The organism is Angustibacter luteus (genome assembly GCF_039541115.1).
GTDB lineage: Bacteria > Actinomycetota > Actinomycetes > Actinomycetales > Angustibacteraceae > Angustibacter > Angustibacter luteus.
In genome coordinates, this window is the sequence record NZ_BAABFP010000002.1 from 18,617 (window position 1) to 43,149 (window position 24,533).

At 72.1% G+C, this 24,533-nt stretch carries 27 protein-coding genes; 3 read left to right on the forward strand and 24 right to left on the reverse strand.

What is annotated here, in order from left to right; translation table 11 throughout:
- Positions 1 to 21 precede the first annotated feature (21 nt).
- Complete coding sequence (locus ABEB17_RS00105; protein ID WP_345714517.1) at positions 22 to 627, forward strand: TetR/AcrR family transcriptional regulator; 606 nt, start codon at positions 22 to 24, stop codon at positions 625 to 627.
- 99 nt (positions 628 to 726) lie between these two features.
- Positions 727 to 2,271 (forward strand): MFS transporter, encoded by a 1,545-nt coding sequence (locus ABEB17_RS00110; RefSeq protein WP_345714518.1) that lies wholly within the window; start codon positions 727 to 729, stop codon positions 2,269 to 2,271.
- Between the two features lie 258 nt (positions 2,272 to 2,529).
- Here ABEB17_RS00110 and ABEB17_RS00115 read toward each other — a convergent pair whose 3' ends face one another.
- Positions 2,530 to 3,033: a DUF3145 domain-containing protein gene (locus ABEB17_RS00115; RefSeq protein ID WP_345714519.1), complete on the reverse strand. Its 504-nt coding sequence runs from the start codon at positions 3,031 to 3,033 to the stop codon at positions 2,530 to 2,532.
- A 230-nt stretch (positions 3,034 to 3,263) separates the two neighbouring features.
- Between ABEB17_RS00115 and ABEB17_RS00120 the strand changes: the two genes are divergently transcribed.
- A complete protein-coding gene (locus ABEB17_RS00120) occupies positions 3,264 to 3,689 on the forward strand; it encodes a hypothetical protein (RefSeq protein ID WP_345714520.1) in 426 nt (141 codons plus the stop codon).
- A gap of 203 nt (positions 3,690 to 3,892) precedes the next feature.
- Here ABEB17_RS00120 and ABEB17_RS00125 read toward each other — a convergent pair whose 3' ends face one another.
- From ABEB17_RS00125 to fliG, 23 genes are all read right to left on the reverse strand, one after another.
- On the reverse strand, positions 3,893 to 5,113 hold the full coding sequence (locus tag ABEB17_RS00125) for an EAL and HDOD domain-containing protein (protein WP_345714521.1): 1,221 nt from the start codon (positions 5,111 to 5,113) through the stop codon (positions 3,893 to 3,895).
- Positions 5,114 to 5,185: 72 nt separating this feature from the next.
- Positions 5,186 to 5,434, reverse strand: a complete 249-nt coding sequence (gene csrA / locus ABEB17_RS00130; RefSeq protein WP_345714522.1) for a carbon storage regulator CsrA — start codon at positions 5,432 to 5,434, stop codon at positions 5,186 to 5,188.
- Positions 5,435 to 5,455: 21 nt separating this feature from the next.
- Complete coding sequence (locus tag ABEB17_RS00135) at positions 5,456 to 6,697, reverse strand: hypothetical protein (RefSeq protein ID WP_345714523.1); 1,242 nt, start codon at positions 6,695 to 6,697, stop codon at positions 5,456 to 5,458.
- Positions 6,675 to 8,723, reverse strand: coding sequence for a flagellar biosynthesis protein FlhA (gene flhA, locus ABEB17_RS00140; protein ID WP_345714524.1), 2,049 nt, complete (start codon positions 8,721 to 8,723; stop codon positions 6,675 to 6,677). Before flhA ends, ABEB17_RS00135 begins: the two co-directional genes overlap by 23 nt.
- A gap of 184 nt (positions 8,724 to 8,907) precedes the next feature.
- Positions 8,908 to 10,011 (reverse strand): EscU/YscU/HrcU family type III secretion system export apparatus switch protein, encoded by a 1,104-nt coding sequence (locus ABEB17_RS00145; protein WP_345714525.1) that lies wholly within the window; start codon positions 10,009 to 10,011, stop codon positions 8,908 to 8,910.
- Positions 10,008 to 10,772 (reverse strand): flagellar biosynthetic protein FliR, encoded by a 765-nt coding sequence (locus ABEB17_RS00150; protein ID WP_345714526.1) that lies wholly within the window; start codon positions 10,770 to 10,772, stop codon positions 10,008 to 10,010. Before ABEB17_RS00150 ends, ABEB17_RS00145 begins: the two co-directional genes overlap by 4 nt.
- A 3-nt stretch (positions 10,773 to 10,775) precedes the next feature.
- A complete protein-coding gene (gene fliQ / locus ABEB17_RS00155) occupies positions 10,776 to 11,051 on the reverse strand; it encodes a flagellar biosynthesis protein FliQ (RefSeq protein ID WP_345714527.1) in 276 nt (91 codons plus the stop codon).
- 13 nt (positions 11,052 to 11,064) lie between these two features.
- A complete protein-coding gene (fliP, locus tag ABEB17_RS00160; protein WP_345715750.1) occupies positions 11,065 to 11,943 on the reverse strand; it encodes a flagellar type III secretion system pore protein FliP in 879 nt (292 codons plus the stop codon).
- The gene (locus ABEB17_RS00165) at positions 11,943 to 12,413 is read right to left on the reverse strand and encodes a flagellar biosynthetic protein FliO (RefSeq protein WP_345714529.1); all 471 of its coding nucleotides are present in this window, start codon (positions 12,411 to 12,413) and stop codon (positions 11,943 to 11,945) included. The genes fliP and ABEB17_RS00165 overlap by 1 nt, the downstream gene beginning before the upstream one ends.
- A complete protein-coding gene (gene fliN / locus ABEB17_RS00170) occupies positions 12,413 to 13,141 on the reverse strand; it encodes a flagellar motor switch protein FliN (protein ID WP_345714530.1) in 729 nt (242 codons plus the stop codon). Before fliN ends, ABEB17_RS00165 begins: the two co-directional genes overlap by 1 nt.
- Positions 13,138 to 14,115: a flagellar motor switch protein FliM gene (locus ABEB17_RS00175; RefSeq protein ID WP_345714531.1), complete on the reverse strand. Its 978-nt coding sequence runs from the start codon at positions 14,113 to 14,115 to the stop codon at positions 13,138 to 13,140. Before ABEB17_RS00175 ends, fliN begins: the two co-directional genes overlap by 4 nt.
- 91 nt (positions 14,116 to 14,206) lie before the next feature.
- Complete coding sequence (locus tag ABEB17_RS00180) at positions 14,207 to 14,689, reverse strand: flagellar basal body-associated FliL family protein (RefSeq protein WP_345714532.1); 483 nt, start codon at positions 14,687 to 14,689, stop codon at positions 14,207 to 14,209.
- A gap of 8 nt (positions 14,690 to 14,697) precedes the next feature.
- Positions 14,698 to 15,624 (reverse strand): flagellar motor protein MotB, encoded by a 927-nt coding sequence (locus tag ABEB17_RS00185; protein ID WP_345714533.1) that lies wholly within the window; start codon positions 15,622 to 15,624, stop codon positions 14,698 to 14,700.
- The gene (locus tag ABEB17_RS00190) at positions 15,624 to 16,391 is read right to left on the reverse strand and encodes a flagellar motor protein (RefSeq protein WP_345714534.1); all 768 of its coding nucleotides are present in this window, start codon (positions 16,389 to 16,391) and stop codon (positions 15,624 to 15,626) included. Before ABEB17_RS00190 ends, ABEB17_RS00185 begins: the two co-directional genes overlap by 1 nt.
- Positions 16,391 to 16,666, reverse strand: coding sequence for a flagellar FlbD family protein (locus ABEB17_RS00195; protein WP_345714535.1), 276 nt, complete (start codon positions 16,664 to 16,666; stop codon positions 16,391 to 16,393). Before ABEB17_RS00195 ends, ABEB17_RS00190 begins: the two co-directional genes overlap by 1 nt.
- A gap of 189 nt (positions 16,667 to 16,855) precedes the next feature.
- Positions 16,856 to 18,034: a flagellar hook protein FlgE gene (locus ABEB17_RS00200; protein WP_345714536.1), complete on the reverse strand. Its 1,179-nt coding sequence runs from the start codon at positions 18,032 to 18,034 to the stop codon at positions 16,856 to 16,858.
- Between the two features lie 129 nt (positions 18,035 to 18,163).
- Entirely contained in the window at positions 18,164 to 18,610 is a 447-nt protein-coding gene (locus tag ABEB17_RS00205; protein ID WP_345714537.1) for a flagellar hook capping FlgD N-terminal domain-containing protein, read from the reverse strand.
- 84 nt (positions 18,611 to 18,694) lie between these two features.
- On the reverse strand, positions 18,695 to 20,104 hold the full coding sequence (locus tag ABEB17_RS00210) for a flagellar hook-length control protein FliK (protein ID WP_345714538.1): 1,410 nt from the start codon (positions 20,102 to 20,104) through the stop codon (positions 18,695 to 18,697).
- The gene (locus tag ABEB17_RS00215) at positions 20,101 to 21,087 is read right to left on the reverse strand and encodes an NlpC/P60 family protein (protein WP_345714539.1); all 987 of its coding nucleotides are present in this window, start codon (positions 21,085 to 21,087) and stop codon (positions 20,101 to 20,103) included. The genes ABEB17_RS00210 and ABEB17_RS00215 overlap by 4 nt, the downstream gene beginning before the upstream one ends.
- Positions 21,084 to 21,533 carry a flagellar FliJ family protein gene (locus ABEB17_RS00220; protein WP_345714540.1) on the reverse strand — a complete coding sequence of 150 codons (450 nt, stop codon included), beginning with the start codon at positions 21,531 to 21,533 and terminating at the stop codon, positions 21,084 to 21,086. Before ABEB17_RS00220 ends, ABEB17_RS00215 begins: the two co-directional genes overlap by 4 nt.
- Positions 21,530 to 22,864, reverse strand: a complete 1,335-nt coding sequence (locus ABEB17_RS00225) for a FliI/YscN family ATPase (RefSeq protein WP_345714541.1) — start codon at positions 22,862 to 22,864, stop codon at positions 21,530 to 21,532. Before ABEB17_RS00225 ends, ABEB17_RS00220 begins: the two co-directional genes overlap by 4 nt.
- The gene (locus ABEB17_RS00230; RefSeq protein ID WP_345714542.1) at positions 22,861 to 23,520 is read right to left on the reverse strand and encodes a FliH/SctL family protein; all 660 of its coding nucleotides are present in this window, start codon (positions 23,518 to 23,520) and stop codon (positions 22,861 to 22,863) included. Before ABEB17_RS00230 ends, ABEB17_RS00225 begins: the two co-directional genes overlap by 4 nt.
- A complete protein-coding gene (gene fliG / locus ABEB17_RS00235; RefSeq protein WP_345714543.1) occupies positions 23,504 to 24,532 on the reverse strand; it encodes a flagellar motor switch protein FliG in 1,029 nt (342 codons plus the stop codon). The genes ABEB17_RS00230 and fliG overlap by 17 nt, the downstream gene beginning before the upstream one ends.
- Position 24,533 lies beyond the last annotated feature (1 nt).

Below are 24,533 nucleotides of genomic sequence, written 5' to 3' on the forward strand. Positions count from 1 at the left end.
TGTCAACGGCGAGGGGGCATCGTGACCAGCGCGACCGACGAGCGAGCGCGTCCTCGCATCGAGGGCGAGCGCGAGGAGCAGATCTTCGCCGCGACGCTGAGCCTGCTGAGCGACGTCGGCTACGACCGCCTGACGATGGACGCCGTGGCCAGCGCGGCCCGCGCCAGCAAGGCCACCCTCTACCGGCGCTGGTCCACCAAGGCGGACCTGGTCGTGGACGCCGTGTCCCGGGCGGCGTGCATGCCGTCGCCGGACGCCGTCGACACCGGTTCCCTGCGCGGTGACCTGCTCGCCATGTCGTGCGGCGTCGGCGGCCTGACCGACACCGTGCCGTTGGCCGTGATGTCCAGCCTGGTCACGGCCCTGCACCGCGAGCCCGAGCTCAAGGACGCGTTCCACCGCCGGTTCCTGGCCCCACGGCTGCAGCTGACGCAGGAGCTGTTCGAGCGAGCCGCCGCCCGGGGTGAGCTCGCCGAAGGCGCCGACCCCGAGCTCCTGGCCCAGGTGCTGCCGGCGGTCGCGATCCACCGGACCTTCATCTTCGGCGAGGCGCCCAAGGACGGGTTCGTCGAGCGCGTCATCGACGAGATCGTCCTGCCCGCCTGTCGCACCGAGACCGTGCGATGAACGTGCGCTGAACGTGCGCTGACCGACCGCCGAGTGCGGCGACATCTGGCTGTCACACCCGTAGCAGAGACTTCCGTTCAACCGATCAGAGGAACACACATGTCACACGACAGCGCGGCCACGCAAGAGCTGGCCGCACCCGAGCCGGACGGCGCGGAGCACGACCACGGGCACCGCCACCTCGGCCTCGCCCTGGCGCTGATCAGCGCCGCGCAGCTCATGGTGGTGCTGGACGGCACGATCGTGAACATCGCGCTGCCGCACATCCAGACCGACCTGGACTTCACCCCGTCGAACCTGTCCTGGGTGGTGAACGCGTACACCCTGGCCTTTGGAGGCCTGCTGCTGCTGGGTGGCCGCGCCGGCGACCTGCTGGGCCGCCGCAAGATGTTCATGGTCGGCGTCGGCCTCTTCGCGCTGGCGTCGCTGTTCGGCGGCATCGCGCAGAGCGAGGGCCAGATGCTGGCCGCGCGCGTGCTGCAGGGCGTGGGCGCCGCGATCGCGTCACCGACCGCACTCGCGCTGATCACCACGACCTTCCCGGCCGGTCAGGCCCGCAACCGCGCGTTCGGCGTCTACGCCGCGATGTCCGGAGCGGGTGCCGCCGTCGGGCTGATCCTCGGTGGCGTGCTCACCGAGTACAGCTGGCGCTGGACGTTCTTCATCAACGTGCCCATCGGCCTGCTGGTGCTGTTCCTCGCCCCGCGCTTCCTCGGTGAGTCCGAGCGTGAGTCCGGCGGCTTCGACATCCCCGGTGCGATCACCGCGACCACGGGCCTCGTCTCGCTGGTCTACGGCCTGACGCACGCGGCGTCGACCAGCTGGAGCAACCCCACCACCATCACGACCATCACGGTCGGGCTCGTGCTCATCGCGACCTTCCTGGTGATCGAGTCCCGGACGACGCACCCGCTGCTGCCGTTCCGCATCCTGGCCAACCGGACCCGCGCGGTGAGCTTCGTGGTGATGCTCATCGTCGGTGCGGCGATGTTCGCGATGTTCTACTTCCTCGGCCTGTTCATCCAGCAGGTGCTGGGCTACAGCTCGCTGAAGGCCGGCCTCGCGTTCCTGCCGTTCAGCTTCGGCATCGTCTTCGGCGCCCAGCTCGCCTCCGCGCTGCTGTCGCGCGTTGACCCGCGCTGGATCTCCGGCGCCGGCGCCGTGCTGGCCGCCGGGGCGATGCTCGGCCTCAACCAGCTGCAGGTCGACTCGACGTACGTCACCGGTCTCCTGCCGTGGATCATCCTGCTGTCGCTCGGCCTGGGCCTGGTCTTCGTGCCGCTGACCCTGACCGCGGTCAGCGGGGTGGCTCGGGAGGACTCGGGCGTCGGCTCCGCCGTGCTGAACACGATGCAGCAGGTCGGCGGCGCGCTCGGCCTGGCCACCCTGTCGACCGTGGCGGTCTCCGCCGCGACCGAGAAGGGCAACAGCCTGGCTGCTGCGCTGGCCGGCAGCGGCACCAAGCCGACGGCGGACCAGCTGCACCAGGTCGCGCTCGCGGCCCAGACCCACGGTGCGCAGCAGGCGTTCCTGGTGGCGGCCGGCATGGTGCTGGCCGGCGCCGTGGTCATCCTGTTCGGGCTCAACATCAAGCACGAGACGCTGGCTGCTGACGGTGTCGCGCCGGGGGCGCACATCGGCTGACCCAGCAACGCACGAAGGCCGGGGGACCTCCGGTCGGCTGTCGCCAGCTCCTTGACGCCGACCCGCGGTCCCCCGGCCTTCCTGCGTTCCCGTCCTCACGCAGATGTCCCGCTATCCGGGCTTGTGGCGCCAGGTTGACCCCGGATAGCGGGACATCTGGGGTCTTGCGCGGCTCGGCCAAGTCTCCGCACCATTCGCGAGTCGTGTGGTGTTGGAGGCCCTCTAAGCACGTGTAGCGCGAATGGTGCGAGGGCGGGGCTAGCCGACTTGGTGGAGCCAGCGGACCGGCGCGCCGTCCCCGGCGTACCGGAAGGGCTCGAGCTCGTCGTCCCACGCCTGGCCCAGGGCGGCGCCGAGCTCGGTGAGCAGCGCCGTCCCGTCGCCGGCCGAGGCCTGGACGGCGGCCCGCAGGCGGTCCTCGCCGACCAGCACGTCGCCGTGCACGCCGACCACGGCGTGGTGGATGCCGAGCCGGGGCGTGTGGCTCCAGCGAGCTCCGTCGGCGCCCGCGGAGGGCTCTTCGGTCACCTCGAACCGCAGCTTGGCCCAGCCCCGCAAGGCGGAGGCCAGCCGAGCACCCGTGCCCGCGACGCCCTGCCACGACAGCTCGCCGCGGACGGTGCCGGGCTCGGCCGGCTGGTTCGTCCAGTCCAGGTGCACCCGGGCATCCAGCACTCCGGCGGCGGCCCACTCCACGTGCGGGCACAGCGCCGGGGGCGCGGAGTGCACGAAAACGACACCACGCGTCATCGCGGCAGACATCACGACCTCCTTGGCCTCGAGGGACGTCTTCCCCAACGACCTCGAGCTCGGAGCGTGAACAACCACGTGCTGCTGGCGTACGGCGCGACGAGCGCGCTGCCACCAGTGTGCCTCACCAACCCCACCAGCACCAGCCCTCCCGCCAGCGGCAGATTGACGCCCGGAAGCGCTGAAGTCGGTCGCTCCCCCTGCCGATCATGCGAACAGAGCGTCGAGTGGAGGGACCGCACGTGGAGAAGAGCGAGCTGTTGATGGCTGAGGCGTACGACGAGGGTGTCGTCTCGGAGGTCATCCGTCCCGCCGCGATCGTGCCCGAGGAGGCCGCCCGCGCCGTCCTCGTGGAGCTGGCTCTGCGCGACGTCCAGAATGGTGGTGTCTGGCAGTCCGAGCCGCAGCTCTGGAGCCTGTACGACCGGCCCTGGCACGGGTACAACAACCCGGCCGGCGCCGAGCTGATCGGCACCATCCAGGTCGCCTACGGCACGCCCACCAAGTACGAGATCACGATCTACCGGGTGACCGTGACCCGGTTCGGCGTGGACCACGGGTGGACCGTGCACAGCCTCACCGACGCGGCGCTGGAGTTCGGCGGCCTGACGCTCGACGCGTGCCCGCGCGCCACGATGTCCGCTCCCCCGCGGCCCTTCAAGTACTGACGGCTTCACGTCCTGACCGGCTTCACGTCCTGACCGGCTTCACGTCCTGACCGGCTTCACGTCCTGACCGGCTTCACGAGCCGGCGACGCGCGCCAGGCCGAGCACCACCGCGCGCGCAGATCGCTGCCGCGCCTCGTCGTCCTCCAGACGCAGGCGCAGACGCCCACGCGTCGCCCGCGACGGGGCGCAGAGCCGGGCTCGGTCAGCCGAGCGTGACGAGCTCGTGGCCCCAGACCACCGCGGCCAGGTGGGACATCTGCACGTCGAGCGGCGCACCCAGGTCGAAGCCCGAGACGTGCCGGTCGACGTCGCGGACGAGTCGCCCGAGCTCGTCGGTGCCGTCGAGCACCGCCCGGCGGATCTCGTCGTTGGCGCCGATGGTCTCCAGCATCTGGTGGCTGCTCAGGCCGGTCACCTCGGCCAGGGCCGGCAGCAGCCCGGCGAGGAAGGCGACGCCCGGCTTGCTGGTGCCACGGGCGGACGCGACCAGCTGGCACGCGCGGGCCCGTACGAGCACCTCGACCGAGGTCATCACGTCGGCGGAGTCCTGCCCGGCGACCAGCATCAGCGCGATCCAGCCGGACAGCGTGCCCGGGCCGACCAGCACGAGGGCCTGGTGCACCGAGCCGATGGTGCGACCTGCGCCGGCGGCGGCGCTGTTCGCCATCCGCAGGGTGCGAACCGTCAGCACCGCGTCGGAGCTGACCAGCTCCTCGATGTGGGTGAGGTCGATGTCGTCCTGGGCCAGGGCGGTCAGCAGCCGGAGGCAGATCGCGTGGCGGGGAGACATCGGCATCGACGGCTGGTCCGCGGGCCGCGCGTACAGGTAGCCCTGGAAGAGGTCGAACCCGGCCGCCAGCGCTCGCTCGTGGGTCTCGGCGTCCTCGACCTTCTCCGCGACCACCTGCAAGCCGAGGTCGTGCAGGCGTGAGACCAGGTCGGGCCAGGCGTCGGCGGGGGTCTGCAGGACGTCGATCTTGACGATGTCGGCCAGCGGCAGCAGGCGCTCGGCGGAGGAGTCGGGGACGAAGTCGTCCAGCGCGACCCGGAAGCCGGACTCGCGCAGCGCGACGATCCGCTCGACCACCAGGTCGCTCACCTCGACGCCCTCGACGACCTCGATGACCGTCTCGGCCGCCGGCGCGAGGTCGATGAGCTCACCGAGGAGCAGCCCGACGTCCACGTTCAGGAAGAGCGGGTGGCCGCCACCCAGCCGCTCCCAGCCCAGGTCGCAGGCAGCGGTGACCAGCACCTCGGCGGTGGCCCGGTCGCCGTCGAACGCGTGGTGGGTGGGCGACGGCGAGCCGCGGAACAGCAGCTCGTAGCCGTGCAGCTTGCCGGACCGGTCCACGATGGGCTGGCGGGCGAGCGACGCCGTACCGGCCTGGTTCACCTGCGGGCCGGATCCGAGAGTCGTCGTCACGAGTTCTCCATCGGCAACCGATGCACCGGCCTTAATGGAACGGCGACTTCCGTTCGAGGTGGAGCGTGCTCCTCAGCCCGGAGGCGCGGGCCGTCGGTTGCGCACGGCGTCCTGCAGCGCGACCAGCGTCTCCTCGTTCGCCGCGGCGGCGGCGCGGTTGGCCGCCATCACCGCCTCGTAGACCTCTTGCCGGTGAACCTGCACGTGCCGGGGTGCATCGACCCCGATCCGGACGACGTCGCCCTTGACGTCGAGTACGCGGATGACCACGTCATCGCCGATGACGAGGCTCTCGCCGACGCGCCGGGTGAGTACGAGCATCGGTCCAGCATAGGTGCGACGTCAGCGCCAGCGGTCCAGGCACGGCGACGCCCACGCCCCGACCGTGGCCGGCCGGCCATCCAGCCAGGTCACCGGGAGGTCGTGCTCGAGCAGGCCGAGCGGGTCGGGCGTGTCGTGGATCGCGTAGGCCGCGAGCCGTCCGGCCGCCGGACCGTCGCCGCCCAGGGCGGCCAGCCACCCCTTCGTCCGGGCCACGTCCCAGCACGCGTCGACGACAGCCGTGACGGTGCACCCGCCGACCTCGGTGACGGTGCCGGCGGCCCGGCTCGCGTCCGCGAGCTCCTCACCGGACGGGACGACGACCAGGACGCCCCCGTGCTCGCGAGCCAGGTCCTGGACGACGTCCTGGGTGCTCTGCTGCCCGGCCCACGGCCGCGATGCGTCGCCGAGCTCCACGATGCACGCCGGGTCCGCGCCGCAGGCCTTGGCCCAGGCGTGCGCCACCTCCGTAGCGCGCTCGGCGTCACCGACCAGGACCTGGACGCCGACCAGCCGGCGCGGTGCCGTGACGGCGACGTCGTCGAGCAGCTCGAGCAGGCAGAGCCGGTCGGTGTCGACGTCGGGTGTCTGCACGGGCAGGCCGAGCTGGGCCACTGCCGGCGTGACCAGCCAGGTCCGGCGAGCGTGCGGGGACGAGGACGGCGCCGCCGGGGTTTCGGCTGCCACGGGTTCCGGAGCAGCGACCGGGGCAGTGACCGGGGCAGTGACCGGGGCAGTGACCGGGGCAGTGACCGGGGCAGTGACCGGGGCAGCGACCGGGGCAGCGACGTGGGTGATCGCGGGCGCGGGTGCCGGCGGGATGACCCGCGGGACGGCCGGCGCGAACTCCACCGGGGACGACGTCCGGGTCTCCGGCGCGGCCCGGGCGACCAGCTCGCGCACCAGCGAGTCGAACGACTCGGACTCGGTGGACAGCGCGCGGCCCGGAGCGCGATCGGCGGGCGGGTCCGCACCCGGGTGCATCCCGCCGTCCTGGGCGTCGGCGACGGCCAGCAGGTCCTCGAGCGACGACGGCGCGCGGTGGGCCGGGGCAGGAACGGCAACCGGTACGGCGGCCGGCACCGCGGGCCTCTCGTCCACGGCGACGGCGACCTCGTACCGGAGCTTGGCGAAGAACCCGGCGAACCCGCCCACCAGCTTGCGCTCGGCGTGCACGATGCGGGCGTCCGGGCCGTGCTCGCTGCGGACGCGGACGAGGAGCTCGTCGATGTCCGGGCCCTCAAGCAGCAATTGCTGTGCCAACGTTCACCACTCCCGTCGTCTCGATCTGCAGCGTGGGGTCGATCTCGGCGTACGACAGGACGGGCAGCCGAGGGACATGCGGCGCCAGCAGGCGGCGCAGCGCGGCCCGGACCAGGGGCGGGCACACCAGCACTGGCTGGGCGCCGGTGCGCTCGGCCTCGACGAGGCGCTGCATCGCCGAGTCCACCACCCGCTCAGCGGTGCCGCCGGGCAGCGCGATGACCGTTCCCGTCTCGGTCGGGCGGGCGGACTCCACGAGCTGCTGCTCGAGCACGGGGTCGAGCGTCATGACCTGCAGGACGCCGTCGCGCGCCCAGGTGTCGCAGATGGCGGGGCCCAGCGCGAGGCGCGAGGCCTCGACCAACCCGTCCAGGTCCGAGCCCGCCTTGGCGCGCTGGGACAGCGCCTCGAACACCCGGACCAGGTCGCGGACCGATACGCCCTCGGCCAGCAGCGCCTGCAGGACGCGCTGCACCTCGCCCGTCGTCATCAGCGCCGGCGTGAGCTCCTCGACGACGACGGGGTGGGTGCGCCGGACGGACTCGACGAGCGCCTTCACGTCCTCGCGGCCGAGCAGCCGCGCCGCGTGGGTCTGGACGATCTCGGCGAGGTGGGTGATGAGCACGCTGGAGCGGTCCACCACGGAAGCGCCGTACAGCTCGGCCTGCTGGCGGGCCTCGACGGGCACCCACTTGCCGGCCAGCCCGAAGACCGGCTCGGTGGTCGGGCGACCGGGCACGTTGTCCAGGTCCTCGCCGATCGCCAGCACGTGCCCGGGGGGCGCCTGGCCCCGGCCGACCTCGACGCCGCTGATCCGGATCGAGTAGCCGGACTGCGGCAGGTCGAGGCTGTCCCGGGTGCGGACGGGAGGCATGACCAGCCCGAGCTGGAGCGCGAGCTTGCGGCGCAGGGCACGCACCCGGTCGAGGAGGTCTCCACCGACGCCGGAGTCGACCAGGTCGACGAGGTCCGGGGCGAGCACGACCTCGAGCGGATCGACGCGCATCTCCCCCATCAACGAGTCGGGGGTCTCCTCCTGCGAGGGCGCGTTGGCCGCCGCCACGGTCAGCTCGGTCTTCGCGGCCTTCGCGGCCCCGGACGAGGTGCGCTGGGCGATGAGCAGCACGGCGGCGCCGACGAGGATGAACGGCAGCTTGGGGATTCCCGGCAGCAGACCGATGCCGATGGCGGCCGCACCGGCGATGAACAGGGCGCGCGGCTGGGCGCCGATCTGCGCCGCCGCATCCGTGCCCATGTCGCCGTTGGTGGTCGAGCGGGTCACGATGAGACCGGTGGCCACCGAGAGCAGCAGCGCCGGGATCTGCGAGACCAGTCCGTCGCCGATCGTCAGCAGGCTGTAGGTCTGCAGCGCCTCGGCCGGGGACAGCCCGCGCTGGAGCATCCCGATGGCGAACCCGCCGACCAGGTTGATGATCGTGATGACGATGGCCGCGATCGCGTCACCCTTGACGAACTTCGAGCCACCGTCCATCGCACCGTAGAAGTCGGCCTCGGCGGTGACGTCGGCCCGCCGGCGGCGCGCCTCGTCCTCGTCGATCAGGCCGGAGTTCAGGTCGGCGTCGATGGCCATCTGCTTGCCCGGCATCGCGTCCAGGGTGAACCGTGCGCCCACCTCGGCGACGCGGCCCGCACCGTTGGTGATGACCGCGAACTGGATGACCACGAGGATCAGGAAGATGACCAGGCCGATGACCAGCGAGCCGCCGACCACGAAGTGCCCGAACGAGTCGATCACCTTGCCGGCGTAGCCGTCGCGCAGCACCAGGCGCGTCGCAGACACGTTGAGCGAGAGCCGCAGCAGGGTCAGGACCAGGATCAGCGAGGGGAAGATCGAGAAGTCGAGCGGCCGCCGGATGTACATCGACACCAGCAGGATCGCGATCGCCGCGGTGATGTTGAACGCGATCAGCAGGTCCAGGAACGCCGAGGGCAGCGGGACGACGAGCAGCAGGACGACGCCGACGACGCCGATAGGCAGCGCGAGCTGGCTGGCACGAGAGGTCACGAACGAAGGGCCCATCGGTTCGTGGCCGGTCCTTGGCCCTGGTGTCGCGCCGTCCTGGCGGGAGAACGACCGGTCATCTGTCCGGTCCCTTTCTCCCTCGGCAGGATCGGCCGAGAACTTGAGTCCGCCGCCCGGCGTCCCGACGTCGTCCCCGGCCCGTCGGGTCCGGGCGTGGTCACCGGCGTCAGACGGACGACGGCACGCCGGGCCGGACGCCAGCCGGCATCACGTGGGAGCCGGCCGCGGCACCGCGCTTGCGCAGCCCCATCACGAAGGCGAGCACGTGCGCGACGGCGGAGTACAGGTCGGCCGGGATCTCCTGGCCGATCTCGCAGGCCGCGTGCAGCGCCCGCGCGAGCGGCACGTCCTGCACGAGCGGGACCCGCTCCTGCGTGGCCCGCTCTCGGATCGCGGCGGCGACGGCGCCGGAGCCCTTCGCCACGACGACCGGCGCCCCGGTGCCCGGCACGTAGCGCAGCGCCACGGCGACGTGCGTGGGGTTGACCAGCACCACGTCCGCCGACGCCAGGTCGGCCATCATCCGGTTGCGGCTCATGGCGAACGCGAGAGCCCGGCGGTGGCCCTTGATGTGCGGGTCCCCCTCGGACTGCTTGTGCTCCTGCTGGATGTCGTGCTTGGACATCTTGATCTGCTTGTTGATGTGCCGGCGCTTGACCATGTAGTCGCCGATGGCCATCACGAGCCCGACGAGCACGGCGGCTCGAACCAGGTTCAGCACCCCGGAGGCCGTGACACCCAGCGTGCTCGCCAAGGGCGCGTTCACCGCGCCGGTGAGCTTCGGGGTGATCGCGGCGACGACGCCCCAGAGCACCGCGGCCAGCAGCGCCGTCTTGATCAGGATCTTGCCGGCCTCCCACCACGTCATCACCCCGACGAGGCGCTTGACGCCCTGCACCAGGTTGAGCGGCTTGAAGCTCGGCTTCAGCTTCTTGGTCGCCGGGTGGATACCGCCCTGGGCCGCCGCGGCGGCGATGCCGATCACCATGATCCCGGCGACCAGCGGCAGCATGGCCATCGCCGCACCGGAGAGCCCCTTGCCGAGCAGCGCGAGCGCACGGTCCGGATCGGGGTCGACGATGGCGGCGCTCACACCCATCATCAGGGCCACCAGCACGTCCATCACGGACTGCGCGGCGCGCGGCACCAGGAAGGTCGCAGCGAGCATCGCCAGCCACGCCCCCAGGTCCGGGGTCCGCGCGACCTGCCCCTCCTTGCGCGCCTCCTTGAGCCGCTTGGCGGTGGGCTTCTCGGTCTTCTCGCCGCTCACAGCCCCACCACCTTGAGCATCGTCGCGCCCGCGGTGCCGGCCAACCCGTCGACCACACCGGGCAGGGCGACGAGCACCGAGCCCACCAGGACCAGGGTCAGCATGATCTTGAACGGGAACCCGAGCGAGAACGCGTTGAGGGACGGCGCGATCCGGGTCAGCAGCCCGAGCGCGACGTCGGCCAGGAACAGCACGGCCAGCACGGGCGCGGCGATCTGCAGCGCGGCGAGCATCATCTGCCCGATCCCGCCGGCCAGCACGTCGGAGAACGTGGCGAGGTTCAGCCCCGCGTCCAACGGGATCGCCCGATAGCTGCGGAAGAAGCCCTGCAGCACGATCAGGTACGCGCCGGAGGCCATCAGCAGCGTGGTCGACAGCAGCTGGAAGAACTTGCCGAACACGGCGTTCCCCTGCTGCATCAACGGGTCGAAGGCGAACGACAGCGAGAACCCGCCGAACACGTCGAGCAGGTCACCGGCCGCCTGCACGGCGGTGAAGATGAGCAGGCACAGGAAGCCGAGTGCGGCCCCGGTGACCAGCTGCAGCACCATCGCGGAGATCACGGCAGCGGTTTCGGCGGGTGGCGGTTTCAGGTCGCCGGCCGCCACCACGGGAAGCGCGATCACCACGGACAACAGGGCCTTGACGGTGCGCGGGATCGCCTTGTTGGAGAACGGCGGGGCGATCGCCAGCCACGCCGCCGCGCGCATGGCGGCCAGCATGACCGTCAGCAGCAGGTCGGCGGGCAGGTCGATCGGCACGGCTCAGCCGTTCAACAGGATCGCGGGGATGCGTTCGTAGAGCTGGGTGGTGAAGCTGACGAGCTCGTGCAGCATCCAGTTGCCGCAGATCACGATGACCAGGGCGATGCCGATGGCCTTGGGGACGAAGCTGAGCGTGGCTTCCTGGATCTGGGTGACCGACTGGAACAGGGACACCCCGAACCCGATGGCCAGCGCCGTGAGCAGGATCGGCGCACACAGCTTGGCGGAGAGCAGCATCGCCTGCAGGCCGAGCTCGATGACGGTCTGGTCCTTCACGCGGCGGCCCCCCTCACCGGTAGCTCGCGACGAGGGCGTGCACGATCAGTCCCCAACCGTCCACCAGGACGAAGAGCAGGAGCTTGAACGGCAGCGACACGGTCACCGGCGGCAGCATCATCATGCCGAGCGACATCAGCGCAGCGGAGACGACCAGGTCGATGACCAGGAACGGGATGAAGACCAGGAAGCCGATCAGGAACGCCGACCGGAGCTCGGACAGCGCGAACGCCGGCACCAGGGTGGACAGCGGCACGGACGCCGCGTTCTTCGGCTTCGGCTGGTTCGCGGCACTGGTGATCAGCGCCAGCTCCTCGGGCCGGGTCTTGGACACCATGAACTTCTTGAGCGGCTTGCTGCCGGCGTCGAACGCCTGGCTCGCCGTCATGTCGCCCTTCAGGTACGGCTGGATGCCGTCCTGGTTCACCGCAGTGAACACGGGTGCCATCACGAACATCGTGAGGAACAGCGCGAGCCCGGCCAGCACCTGGTTCGGCGGCGTCGTCTGCAGCCCGAGGGCGTTCCGGGTGATGCTGAGCACCACGAAGATCTTGGTGAAGCTCGTGGTGAGCAGCAGCAGGGCCGGGGCCACCGAGAGTGCGGTGACGGCCAGGATGATGACGATCGAGCTGGACGGCTTCTGGCCGTCCGAACCCGTGCCACCGATCTGGATGCTGACTCCCCCGGACGCCGGGTCGGTCGGCTTCGTGGGGGCCTTCGGGTCGGCCATGAACGCGGCCGGCGCCGCAGAGACCGTCGTCGAGACCGCGGCAGACACGGAAGCGGGGGCGGCGGCCGGGACGTCGGCCGAGGCCGGTCCGGCGAGCGCGAGACCGAGCGCGGACAGCAGCCCGACCAGCAGCGTCGCAGCGAGCAGCCGGCCACTCGAGATCACTTGCGCACCGTCATCTCACGCACGGCGTCGAGGGCCTTGGACCAGGTGGCCGGCGAGAGAGCCGACCCTGCGAGCGGCCCCGTCGCGGGCTGGGAGACCTTCCGCTGCGGGGGCACGGCGACCGTGGCGTCGTTCCCGACGACCGGCGCGGGCGTCACCTCGGTGGGGAGGTCCGCGCCGTCCTCGCTCTCCGCGATCGCGTCAGCGAGCATCAGGGACGCGACAGGATGGTCGGCGAGCAGCTCGACCCGGCTCTCGGTGACGCCGAGCACGAGCGCCCGGTCGCCGACCTTCACGACGGCCACGGACGCGCTGCGCGCGAGCGGCTGGCGAGCCAGGACGTCGACGTCCACCCCGCGTGAGGTACGGCGCTGGTTCTTGCGCATGGTCCGCGCAGCGAGCCAGAGCAGCACCAGCACCACGGCCAGGGACAGGATGACCCGTCCGGCCAGGGCGAGGAAATCCATCAGGCGTGGTCCGGCAGGGAGCTGGAGATGAGTTCGGTGATCTTCAACGCGTAGTCCTCGTCGACGACGACCACCTCGCCGCGAGCGATGAGCCGTCCGTTCACCAGCAGGTCGGCGGGGCTGCCGGCGAGCCGGTCCAGCTCGACGACGGCGCCGGGCTGCAGGTTCAGCAGCTCGCGCACGGTCATCGTGGTGCGGCCGAGCTCGGCGCTGAGCTCCATGACGACGTCCTGCAGGAGCTCCATGCCCGCACTGGGGCCGGCCGGGCGCGCGGCGGGGGCCGCTGCGCTGGACGGGGCGGCAGAGACGGCGATCCAGGCGGCCGGCCCCGTCGTGCCCTGCAGCGGGATGATCGTGGCGTCCTGAGCCTGCAGCAGCGTGATCGCGCCGGCCGCGGTGGTCTCCGCGACGGTGGCGAGGGTGCCGACACCGAGGGCGACCCGCAGGGCCTCGAGGGCGGGCCGCAGCGCGTCCACCAGCGGCAGCGGTCCCATGGGCGAGTCGGCGAGCGACGCTGCCAGCTCGCGCTGGACGATCACCACGACCGAGCCGACGCGGGCGCCGAGCACGTCGGCGTGGGCGGCGACGGCGTCCGGCGGGATGGACGACGCCGCCTCGTCGAGGCTCATGACCTGCCCGGCGGACAACGGCGCGCTCGTCGGCAAGAGGTCCGCCACGGCCTGCGCGGTGGCGAGGACGTCCTGCTCGAGGTGGGTGATCGTGGTCATTCGCTGGCCCTTCTGGACAGAACAGAGTTGGCGAGGGACGCGGCAGCCGAGGAGCTGATCGCGGAGTCGGTGATGGCGGAGTCGGTGATCAGGCAGGCGGCGCGCGGGCCCTGGGCGCCGGCGACGCCGCGGGCGAAGACGATGCCGGCGGACACCAGGTCCAGCGGGCGGTCGACCGGGTGGCCGAGCTTGACGAGGTCACCCTCGCGCAGCTCGAGCAGGCGGGCGGTGGGGGTGGCGCGGGGCACGAACCGGACCGAGACGTCGACCGGAACGTCCTCGACGAGCTGGGTCATCGTCGCGCGGGCGACGGCCTTCGCCTGCCGGGCGCCGGGGTCGTCCGCCCCGCTGCCGTCGCCGCTGCGCATGACCAGCGTGGCCGCGGGCAGCGCGACGCTGGCCGGCGCGGAGGCCTCACCGATCGTGATGATGAAGGTCGCCACGATGTAGAGGTCCGTGGCGGCCGCGACCTGCACGAACTGCGGGTTGAACTCGAGCGACTTGAAGACCGGGTCGACGTCGGTCACCGCGGCCAGCCCGTAGCGCAGCTCGCCGAGCATCCGCTCGATGACCCGGAGCAGCAGCTGGGTCTCGATCTCGGTGGGGATGCGGTCGGGCTGCTCGCCACCGGTGCCGCCGAGCATGCGCTCGATGGCCTCGAAGCCGAGGTGTGGCGCGACCTGCAGGAACGCGGCGCCGCCGTGCGGGTCCGGCGCGAAGACGGCCAGCAGGTTCGGCGAGGGCAGCTCGCTGACGTAGTCGTCGTAGCTGCGCTGCTCGACGCCGCTGAACGCCACCTGGCACGCCGCGCCCAGCTCGGAGCCGAGCACCGTCGCCCACTGGCGGGCCACGGTCTCGTACACCATCTCCAGCAGCCGACCCTGCTCGCGGGCGAGCTTGGTCGGTCGACGGAAGTCGTACGGCTGCGGTTCAGCGCGGCCAGCAGTCACGTCGACGCTGTCGTTCGAGGGCATGTGCCATGTATCGGCAAGCAGCCGTCGACCTTTACGCCGAATGGGGCATCTTCTGCCCGTGATCTTGAGTTACCGGGTCATCCTCGGCGGGCTACTGCATCACCAGCGTCGTCGGGTACAGGTCGATGACGTCCTCGCCGTACGCCTTCTCCACGGCCTCGGTCAGCTCCTTGACCGCCTTGCGGCGCGCGGCGGGCTGGGACAGCACCGTCATCGACTCGCCGCTGAACTGGTCGATCGCGATCGCCAGGGCCCGGCTGGGGTCCGGGTCCTCCTTCACGCCCTTGGCGAGCTGCAGCGAGAACGACAGCTTCAGGTAGTGCCCGCCCTCGAGGTTGATGTTGATCGGGTCCACCGGGAGCACGGTCCCCAGCTCGGGCTTCTTGGCCTCGGCCTTGCCGTCGCCACCGCGCAGCAGGAAGAACCAGGCGGCTCCGGCGGCGGCGAGCACCAGCACGACCAGGATCAGCAGCTTCTTCTTCGACTTCTTCTTGGCCGGCTCCTCCGCCGGCGCGGCGCCAGCGGGGGCAGACGTGCGCATGGTGCTCACGACGCGCTCCTCGGTCTTGTTCATCTGATGTCCTACATGTCGGAGAGCTGGGGGGCGAGCTTGGGAAGCAGCGCGCGGACCTCAGGGCTCTGGTTGCTGACGAGCACGATGTCGACGCGCCGGTTGAACGCGATGGAGCGGGGGTCGGAGGCGGGGAACATCGGCCGGGAGGACCCGTAGCCGGTCGCGGACAGCTGGGTGGCGCGGAACTGCCCGTTGCTGATCAGCCAGCGCACGACGCCGGCTGCGCGCGCCCCGGACAGCTCCCAGTTGGTCGGGTAGACGGAGCTGGTCAGCTTCAGCCGGTTCGCGTGGCCTTCGACGGCGATGTCGTTCGGCACGTTCCGGATGGCCGGGGACACTGCCTGCAGGACCGTGATGCCCCGCGGGCGCAGGGTGGCGCTGGCGCTCTCGAAGAAGACGTCGTCCGAGACCATCGCGACGACCAGGCCCCGCTCGGTCACCTTGAAGCGGACGTCGTTCTGCAGGCCCTTGGCCTTCAGGGCCTCCCGGATCTTCTTCTCGATGCCGTCGAGGCGCTGGACCTCCTTGATCGCGTTGGCCTGGGTGACCTGCTCCTGGGACTGGGCGGTCGGACCCTTGCTGGCGTCCTTGCCGTCACTGGAGTCCTTGTAGGCCTTCTGGTCCTCGCCGGAGTGCCCGCTGGAGACGGTGCCCAGGCCGACGTCCATGTTCATCGGCTCGGGGACCACGCCGTCCTGCTGCTGGATGCCGCTGCCACCGGAGATCGGGATGTTCGTGGTGGCCCCGAAGCCGGAGCTCAGCCCTTCCTTCAGCGCGGCGAACTTGTGCTGGTCGACCTGGCTGATCGCGAACATCACGATGAACAGCACCATGAGCAGCGTCATCATGTCCGCGTAGGAGACGAGCCACCGCTCGTGGTTCTCGTGCTCCTCCTCGTGGGCGCCACCGCGTCGACCGCCCCCGCGGGCAGACATCAGGCCGCTTCCTTCTGCGCGGGTGCCGGCGGCAGGAAGCTCTGCAGCTTCTCCTGGACGACCCGCGGGCTGGTGCCGGACTGGATGGCCAGCACGCCCTCGACGGCGACCTCCATCTGGTGGCAGGCGCTCTCGGACAGCCGCTTGAGCCGGCTGGCGATGGGCAGCCACAGGATGTTGGCGCTGAGCACGCCCCAGAGGGTCGCGACGAAGGCGCCGGCGATCAGGTGGCCGAGCTCAGCGGGCTCGCTGAGGTTCTCCAGCACGTGCACCAGGCCGATGACGGTGCCGATGATGCCGATGGTCGGTGCGTAGCCGCCCATGTCGGCGTAGAACTTCGCGGCGCGCTTGTCCTCGGCGCGCTTGGTGTCGATCTGCGCGTAGAGGATGTCGCGCAGCTCCTCGGGGTCGGCGCCGTCGATCGCGGACTGCAGGCCCTGGCGCAGGAACGCGTCCTCGATGTCCTGGACGGCGGACTCCAGCGCCAGCAGGCCCTCGCGGCGCGCGCTCTCGGCGAGCCGGACCACGGTGGCGACGGTCTCGTCGGCACTGGTCGGCGCACCCATGAAGGCGTCCTTCAGAGCGGCCGCGGACTTCTTGGCGTCACTGAGCAGGCCACCGGCCAGTCCCGCGCCGATGGTGCCGACGAACACGAGCAGCAGCGGCGGCAGCAGGAAGATCGCCATCGGGTTGCCGCCCTCGAGGATCATCGAGGCGAAGATGGCCACGAAGGCCAGCACGATGCCAATGATCGTCGCGGGATCCATCAGTGGCTCCGCAGGGGCCGCAGCGGCACGGCAGTGGCGATGTACTCCTCGACGGGCTCGGGCTCCTCGGCGATGACAGCCAAGTGCTGGGCGAGCGCCACGACGGACGCTCGGTGGGTCAGGACGCGCTCGCTGAGCACCTCGATGGGCTCGACGACGACGTACTTCGTGCCGTCGACGAGCGTCACGACGGTGTCAGGCGTCGCTTCGGCCTTCTGGATCAGGTCGGGATTCAGTACGAATCCGGGCCCGTTCAGGCGGGTGAGGTGAATCACGGGGTCCGTCCCTGGGGTGCTGCGGCCACCCGTCCATGAGTGGCTCATCCCCCCCATCGGCCGACGTCCCGCGGTCCTGAGTGCTTCGTCGCCGAAGTGCTCGACAGACGACAACGGGGCGAACGTGCATGATCACCGCGGAGTGGGTGGTGATCATGCACGTTCGCCCCGGGCCGGGCTGGTTCAGGGTCAGCGCTTGATGTTGACCAGGTCCTGCAGGATCTCGTCGCCGGCGGTGATGATGCGCGAGTTCGCCTGGAAGCCGCGCTGGGCGACGATCAGGTTGGTGAACTCGGCGGCCAGGTCGACGTTGGACATCTCCAGGGCGCCCACGGCCAGCGCGCCGCGCGAGCCGCTGCCCGGCGTACCGAGCTGCACCAGACCGGAGTTGCTCGATGCCAGGTAACCGGACGCCCCACCCTTGATCAGGCCGTTCGGGTTCGCGAAGGTCGCCATGGCCAGCTGGCCGAGGGCCTTGGTCTGGCCGTTGCTGAACGTGCCGGTGACGACGCCGTCGGCGCCGAACATGAAGCCCTGCAGGGTGCCGGCCTCGGCGCCGTCCGCCTTCGCGACGGCCAGGGTGCTCAGGCCCGAGTAGCCGGTCAGGTTCGACAGGTCGACGGCCACGCCGCCCACCGTCATGGACGCCGGGTTCGGGGCGCTGCCGTCGGCCGCGAAGGTCAGCGTGCCGGTGGAGGTCGCGGTTCCGTCGGTCATCGTGATGTCCCACGTGGTGGCGGAGGTGCGGGTGAAGGTGGCGTTCAGCGAGCGCGCCTTGCCCTGCGCGTCGTAGACGTCGACGGACGTCTGCGGCGACGTGGTCAGCGAACCGTCCGCCGGCAGGTTGCCACTGAGCTGCACCGTGGAGGTGGCCTGCGGCTGGATCGTCGAGGCGATCGGGATGGACAGGTCGGTGACGGCGCCGTTGACGTTGATGTTGCCGTTGGTGTCGGCCATCCAGCCCTGCAGGATGCCGCCGTCCGGGCCGACGAGGCGGCCGTTGGCGTCGAAGCCGAGCGCGCCGTTGCGGGTGTACACGTTCTGTCCGTTGAGCCGCTCCACGAAGAAGCCGTCGCCCTGGATCATCAGGTCGGCGCCGCGGCCGGTGCTCTGCGCCGCGCCCGGGTTGAAGTTGGTGGTGATCGCCGCCACGCGGACGCCCAGGCCGATCTGGGACGGGTTGGTGCCACCGCGGCCGGCGCTCGGCGCGCTGGCGCCCTGGACGAGCTGGCTCAGGGTGTCCTGGAAGACCGTGTTGGAGGCCTTGAAGCCGGTGGTGTTCACGTTCGCGATGTTGTTGCCGACGACGTCCATCATCGTCTGGTTGGCGCGCAGGCCGCTGATGCCGGAGTACAGGGAGCGAAGCATTCGTCTTCTCCTCTAAGGGGCGGGACGTCGGTCCCGCTGGGGCTCATGGGTTCTGGCGCATCCGTGCGCCCGACCTTCGCTTCCGTGCAGTGGTCTGGGGTGGGGCCGGCTGGCCCCGCGGTCTCGCCGTCAGCCTCCCGACCGGACGGTGGTGACCTGGGAGAGCGGCACGTCGGTGTCGCCGATCTTGAGGGACGGCTCAGCCGTGAGGCTGCCGCCGAAGGTGGCCGAGGTGACCTTGCCGTCATGGCTGGTGCCGTCGGTGTCCACCCACGAGATGTCCTTGCCGACCATGCTGCTGGCCGCCAGGCCCTGCTGCAGGGACAGCGCGGCCGTGGAGTCCGCGGCCATCTGCTCCAGCTTCTCGACCTGCGTGAACTGCGCGGTCTGCGCCATGAACTCGCTGGAGTCGACCGGCTTGGACGGGTCCTGGTAGCGCAGCTGGGCGACCAGCAGCTTCAGGAACGCGTCCTTGTCGAGCTGGGTCTTGTCCACGGCCACGCTGGCCGTCGGGGAGGCCTTGGACACCGGGACGACGATGGCGGCGCTGGTCGCGGTGCTCACCGGGTTGGTCATGTCAGGGCTCCTGTCGGGTCGGGCTGGGGTTCGGGTCGGGCTGGGGTTCGGGTCGGGCTGAGGTTCGCCGTGCTGGGGTTGCCGTCACAAGGTCACGTCCACCCGGGTCTGCCGACCGCCGCCGGTGCGGCGGACCGCGACCGGGTCGACGCGCGTGGGCACGCGTTCGACCGAACCGGGGCGACTGCTCCCCGCGGCCGTGGCGACGGCCCGTCCGGACCGCTCGTCGGAGCCGGCGGCCGTGCCCGGCTGCTGCTGCGGTGCCTGGTACGAGGACTGCTCGGACACGTCGACCGTGGCCTGGCCGAGGCCCTGCTCCCCCAGGTCGACCCGCAGGTCGGCCAGCGCGCTGCGCAGCAGCTCACGGGTGACGTCGCTGGCGGCGTGCAAGTTCAGGCTGAGCCCGGCCGCGCCCATGGTCGCCACCACCTGGATCGCACCGAGCTCGGCCGGTCGCAGCTGGACGGTGATGGTGTGCAGGCCGGTCCGGGTCGCCTCGACGGCGGCCGCGAGCGCCCGCGCGGACACCTGGGCGGCGACCTGGGCGGCCAGCTGGGTGGACGGCTGGGTGGCCAGCGGCGCACTCACCTGCGGCGAGGTCGTCGAGCTGGACGCCGCCACCGGCGGGCTGAGCGGCACGGCCGCGGTCGTGACGTCCGCCAGGGCCGAGGCCGCGTCCGGGCCGGCGGGAGCGGGCTGGTCGGGCGAACCCACCCGGTCGAGGGACGGCGCCGCAGCGGCGGCGTCCACCTGCACGGTCAGGGACGCCGGGACACCCGGTACCCCGGCCGTCGGGCCCACGGCACCGGCGCTCTGGCCGGCGGTTGAGCCCGCACTGGTTGCAGCGGTGGTGGTCGCGGTCGTGGCAGTCGTCGTGGTGGTCACCGCCACCGGGGCGGTCTCGGCGAAGGCGGTGCCCGCGGTCCCGTCGGGCGAGGTGGGGCTCGTCGCCACCGTGCTGGCGGGCTCGGCGTGAGCCGGTCCGGTCGCGCCCACCGGGAGGGCGGTCACCGCTGAGCCGGCGACCGCGGCGGTGTCGACGGGCGCGGCAGCGTCGGCGGGCACAGCGGACTGGCCGGCCGCTGCCACCTGCGCAGCGGTCGCAGCCGCGCTGGTCGGGTCGACCACGGGGGCCTGGCCGGCGGTGGCGACCTGGTCGGTGGCCTGGTCGGTGGCCTGGTCGGTGACGTGGTCGGTGGCTCGGTCGGTGGCTCGGTCGGTGGCCCGGTCGGTGACGCGGTCGGTGACGTTCCCCTGGGCGGCGGTCGCGCTCTGGTCGGACGTCGCACCCTGATGGGCCGCGGCGTCGCTGCGGCGGCGGCTCGGCGCGGGCCTCGGCTCGCGCTCGGGGGTCTGCGCGCGACGCAGCACGTCGTCGAACCGGTCGCGGTCACCGGGCACGTCGCCGTGGGTCTGGCGACGCGAGGTGGGGGCACCGGTCTCGGGGCGGCCGGGGGCCGCCTTCGCGAGCACGGCGGGCAGCGTGGTGCTCATGCTGCTCCTTCCATCGTTGCGGTCACTCGACGCACGTAGGTGCGCGTCTCCTCGTACGGCGGGATGCCGTGGTACTTGCGGACGGCGCCCGGCCCGGCGTTGTACGCGGCGAGGGCGAGCGGGACGGTCCCGAAGCTGTTCAGGTGCTTCTTGAGCAGCCGGGCGGCGCCGTCCACGGCCTGCGCCGGGTTCGACGGGTCGACACCGAGCTCGCGCGCCGTGCCGGGCATCAGCTGCATGAGCCCGACGGCGCCGGCGCCGCTGCGGGCCGAGGCGTCGAAGCCGGACTCGGCCTTCGCGACGGCCTTGAGCAGCCCGGACGGCAGGCCGTACCTCGAGGTGGCGTCCGCGAAGAGCGCGTCGTAGCGGGTCGAGCCGCTGCTGGCCTCGCGCAGCGCGCTCGGCCGGGCCACGGAGGCCTGGGCGGTGCTGGTCGTGTCGGTCCCGCCGGCCGGCAGCACCCGACGGATCCGGGTGGGCGTCTCGTAGACGTCGGCGATCTTGACGTTCGTGCCGGTGTGCGGAGCGTGCAGCATCTTGCCGTGGCCGACGTAGATGCCGATGTGGTGGTTGCCGAACACCAGCAGGTCGCCGGGCTTCGCGTCCTTCATGGACGCCACCGGCTCTCCGGAGCTCTTCTGCTCCGAGACGGTGCGAGGCAGCTCGACGCCGAGGTCCTTGAAGACCCGCTGCACCAGGCCCGAGCAGTCCAGTCCGGTCTTCGGGTCCGTGCCACCCCACTTGTAGGGGACGCCGAGGTACTGGCGGGCATCGGCGACGACGTCGTCGCCGTCCGGGGCGCTGCCGGCCGCCGAACCGGTGGCACCGCTCGTCCCGGTGGTGGTCCCGGTGGCGGCGGCCAGCTGGGCGGCGAACGCGGACGCGCTGGTGCCGGACGTCGACGCGAGCTGCGTCGGGGCGGTGAGGGTGGCGATGGTCGTGCGGATCTCGTCGATCCGCGACATGACGGCGCCGGCGCTCATGACAGACCCCCCGCGGTCGCCGGCCCGCCGGTCCGGGCCGCGTGCCGGGCACCGGCCAGGTCGTCGCTGAGCGCCTGGTCGGCGCGGGCGCGGGCGGCCGCCTGCTGCTCACGGTGGCGCTCGGCCAGCCGCTCGATGGCGCGGGCGCGCATCCGCGACTGCAGCCACTGCTCGCGAGCCTGCTCGAGGTCCTGCTGGGAGATCTCGCGGGCGGCGATCGCCTCGCTGACCGCGGCGACCATCGCGGAGCGGCTCGCGGCCGCGGCGAGGAAGTGCGGCGCCGGCCCACCGGGGACCGCGCCGGCGGCGTCCAGGGACGACGACCGGCGCAGCACGGTGGCCTGCGCGGCGGACAGCCGCGCCTGGGCCTGGCCCAGCTCGCGGCGGGACTGCTCCTCCTGGACGCCGCGCACGCGCAGCAGACCGGACAGGGCGAACTTGCTCATGACCGGGCCCCCGCGTCGACCAGGGCGCCGACCAGCGCGTTCAGGTGCGACCACGACGTCTGGCTGGGCACCGTCTCCTCGATGGGCTGGCGCAGGAAGCCGTTCACGGCGTCCCAGTGCACGAGCGCGGCGTCGACGTCCGGGTCGGCCCCGGGTGCGTAGGCGCCGACCTCGATGAGCTCGCGGGCGTCGCGGTGCGCGGCGAGCACCCGGCGCAGGACGGTCGCGGCGGCGCGCTGCTCGGACGTGGTGACGGCGCCCGCGACGCGGGACACCGACTCCAGGACGTCGATGGTCGGGAAGTGCCCGGCGGTGGCGAGCCGGCGGGACAGGGTCACGTGCCCGTCCAGGATCGAGCGGGCCGCGTCGGCGATCGGCTCGTTGTGGTCGTCGCCGTCGACGAGGACGGTGTAGATGCCGGTGATGGTGCCGTGCTCGGCCGGTCCGGCCCGCTCCAGCAGCTTGGGCAGCAGGGCGAAGGTGGACGGCGGGTAGCCCCGGGTGGCCGGCGGCTCGCCGTTGGACAGGCCGATCTCGCGCTGGGCCATGGCGACGCGGGTGAGGCTGTCCATCATCAGCAGGACGTCGAGGCCGCCGTCGCGGAACCACTCGGCGATCCGGGTGGCGACGAACGCGGCCCGCAACCGGGTGACGGCGGGGGCGTCGGACGTGGCCACGACGACGACGGAGCGGGCCAGCCCCGCTTCGCCCAGGTCGCCCTCGACGAACTCGCGGACCTCACGACCACGCTCCCCGACGAGCGCGAGGACGCTGACGGAGGCGCTGGTGCCGCGGGCGATCATCGACAGCAGGCTGGACTTGCCGACGCCGCTGCCGGCGAAGATGCCGAGTCGCTGGCCGCGGCCGGCGGGCACCAGGGTGTCCAGGGCGCGGACGCCGAGCGTGACGGGGGCGTCGACCCGCTGGCGCAGCAGCGCCTGCGGTGCCCGGTGGTGCACGCCGACGAGCTCTCCGCTCAGTGCGGGCCCGCCGTCCGCGGGCTGCCCGATGCCGTCCAGCACGCGGCCGAGCAGGTCCGGACCGACGCGGATGCGCAGACCGTCGCCGGAGGCGAAGACGGGGTCGCCGGCGCGCAGGCCCTCGACCTCGCCGAGGGGCATGCAGCGCACCCGGTCGGCGGTGAGTCCGACGACCTCGGCGGGGACGCCGTCCAGGCCGGTGGTGGAAGCGAGCAGCAGGAGGTCGCCCACCGCGGCGTCGACGCCGACGACCTCGACGACGAGTCCGACGACGGCGCTGACCCGACCCACCCGCTGCGGCGCCGCCGCACGGGTGGCCGTGCCGAGCCGGCTCATCAGGGTGCTGCTCATGCGGTCACCGGACCGGTCGGTGCGGTGGAGCGGATGGTTTCCAGCGCTCGCTGCAGCGCGGTCTCGATGCGGGCGTCGACGACCGAGCCGGCCTGCTCGGCGATGGCGTCGCCCTGGCGGAGCGTGGCGTCCGGCACGAGCCGCACCTCGTGCGTGTCGAACCGGAAGGTGCCGTCGTCGTCCGACCGGGTCTCGTGCTCCAGCACGAGCGCGTGGTCGGTCGGGTGCAGCCTGACGGTCACGGCGACGTCGGTCGGCAGCGGCGCGAGCGAACGGCGCACCGCGGCGAGCGCGGCGGCGTCCACGGTGGACAGCTCGGCCTGCAGGATCCCGCGGGCCAGCGCCACGGCGGCCTCGAGGACGACGTCGGCGACGTCCTCGAGCAGCGGCAGGCTGGACGCCGACATCCGGACGACGGCCTGGCCGAGGCTGCGCACGGCGTGGTCCACCTGGATCCGGGCGGCCTGGGTGTTGGCCTTGCGGTCGCGCTCGGCGGCGTCCACGGTCGCCTGCAGCTGGGCCGCGACCACGCGCTGACCGGCGGCCATCCCCTCGGCGTAGCCGAGCGAGCGGGCACCGAGCCGGACCTCGCTCAGGTCGGCACCGGACCCCGCGGAGAGCGGTGCGAAGCGCCGGGCGTCAGTCGACGTACTCATCGTCGCCCCCACGGCGCAGCATGATCTGACCGCTCTCCTCGAGCGAGCGGATGACCTGGACGATCTTGGAGCGCGCCTCCTCGACGGCCGCGACACGCTGCGGGCCGAGCAGGCCGATCTCCTCCAGCAGGTTCTCCCGAGCGCGCTCGGAGACGTTGCTGAGCACCTTCTCGCGCACGATGTCGGTGACACCCTTGAGCGCGACGGCGAGGTCGCCGGTCTCGACCTGGCGCAGCACGAGCTGGACGCCGCGGTCCTCCAGGGTCGTGATGTCCTCGAAGACGAACAGGCGGGCCCGGACGGCCTCGGCGAGCGCCGGGTCGCGGCTCTCCAGGCTCTCCAGGATGATCCGCTCGGTGGCCGGGTCGGCGCGGTTGATCAGGTCGACCAGCGGCTGGACGCCGCCGACGGCGGCGGCGTTGCGGCCCGGCTGGAGCACGGAGGAGGTCTGGCGCTCGAGCACCTCGGCGACGACGCGGACCATGTCGTGGTTGGTGCGCTCCATGGTGCCGATCCGGTGCGCGACCTCGGCCTGCTGCTCGGGCGGAAGCCCGGACAGGATCACCGAGGCCTGGTCCAGCTGCAGGTGCGCCAGCACGACGGCGACCACCTGCGGGTGCTCGCCGGACAGGAAGCCGACGAGGGTGCGCGGGTCGGCGTCGGCCAGGAACGAGAAGGCGTCCGTCGCGTGCGCCTTGGCGAGCCGGTCGATGACCGCCGAGGCGCGCTCGGAGCCGAACGTCGCCGAGAGCAGCTCGTGGGCCGCCTCGACCCCGCCGCCGGCGGAGGTCGTGCCGGTGCCGAACGCCTCCTGGAACTCGCGCAGCACGGTCTCGACGACCTCGGGTGCCACGGAGCGCAGCCGGACGATCTCGCCGGCCACCTCCTCGATCTCGGCCTCGCGCAGCTGGGACAGGATGGGCGCGGAGCGCTCCCGGCCGATCTGCATGAGGACGATGGCCACCTTCTGCGGCCCGGTCAGCGCCAGCGGCGCCTCGGTCGTGGTCGCCACG

Bases quoted from the DNA above. Each gene is read 5' to 3' on its own strand.
- ABEB17_RS00110 (WP_345714518.1), top strand. From the start codon at position 727: ATGTCACACGACAGCGCGGCCACGCAAGAGCTGGCCGCACCCGAGCCG.
- ABEB17_RS00115 (WP_345714519.1), bottom strand. From the start codon at position 3,033: ATGTCTGCCGCGATGACGCGTGGTGTCGTTTTCGTGCACTCCGCGCCC.
- csrA (WP_345714522.1), bottom strand. From the start codon at position 5,434: ATGCTCGTACTCACCCGGCGCGTCGGCGAGAGCCTCGTCATCGGCGAT.
- ABEB17_RS00165 (WP_345714529.1), bottom strand. From the start codon at position 12,413: ATGGATTTCCTCGCCCTGGCCGGACGGGTCATCCTGTCCCTGGCCGTG.
- fliN (WP_345714530.1), bottom strand. From the start codon at position 13,141: ATGACCACGATCACCCACCTCGAGCAGGACGTCCTCGCCACCGCGCAG.
- ABEB17_RS00175 (WP_345714531.1), bottom strand. From the start codon at position 14,115: ATGCCCTCGAACGACAGCGTCGACGTGACTGCTGGCCGCGCTGAACCG.
- ABEB17_RS00180 (WP_345714532.1), bottom strand. From the start codon at position 14,689: ATGAACAAGACCGAGGAGCGCGTCGTGAGCACCATGCGCACGTCTGCC.
- ABEB17_RS00185 (WP_345714533.1), bottom strand. From the start codon at position 15,624: ATGTCTGCCCGCGGGGGCGGTCGACGCGGTGGCGCCCACGAGGAGGAG.
- ABEB17_RS00190 (WP_345714534.1), bottom strand. From the start codon at position 16,391: ATGGATCCCGCGACGATCATTGGCATCGTGCTGGCCTTCGTGGCCATC.
- ABEB17_RS00200 (WP_345714536.1), bottom strand. From the start codon at position 18,034: ATGCTTCGCTCCCTGTACTCCGGCATCAGCGGCCTGCGCGCCAACCAG.
- ABEB17_RS00205 (WP_345714537.1), bottom strand. From the start codon at position 18,610: ATGACCAACCCGGTGAGCACCGCGACCAGCGCCGCCATCGTCGTCCCG.
- ABEB17_RS00210 (WP_345714538.1), bottom strand. From the start codon at position 20,104: ATGAGCACCACGCTGCCCGCCGTGCTCGCGAAGGCGGCCCCCGGCCGC.
- ABEB17_RS00215 (WP_345714539.1), bottom strand. From the start codon at position 21,087: ATGAGCGCCGGCGCCGTCATGTCGCGGATCGACGAGATCCGCACGACC.
- ABEB17_RS00220 (WP_345714540.1), bottom strand. From the start codon at position 21,533: ATGAGCAAGTTCGCCCTGTCCGGTCTGCTGCGCGTGCGCGGCGTCCAG.
- ABEB17_RS00225 (WP_345714541.1), bottom strand. From the start codon at position 22,864: ATGAGCAGCACCCTGATGAGCCGGCTCGGCACGGCCACCCGTGCGGCG.
- ABEB17_RS00230 (WP_345714542.1), bottom strand. From the start codon at position 23,520: ATGAGTACGTCGACTGACGCCCGGCGCTTCGCACCGCTCTCCGCGGGG.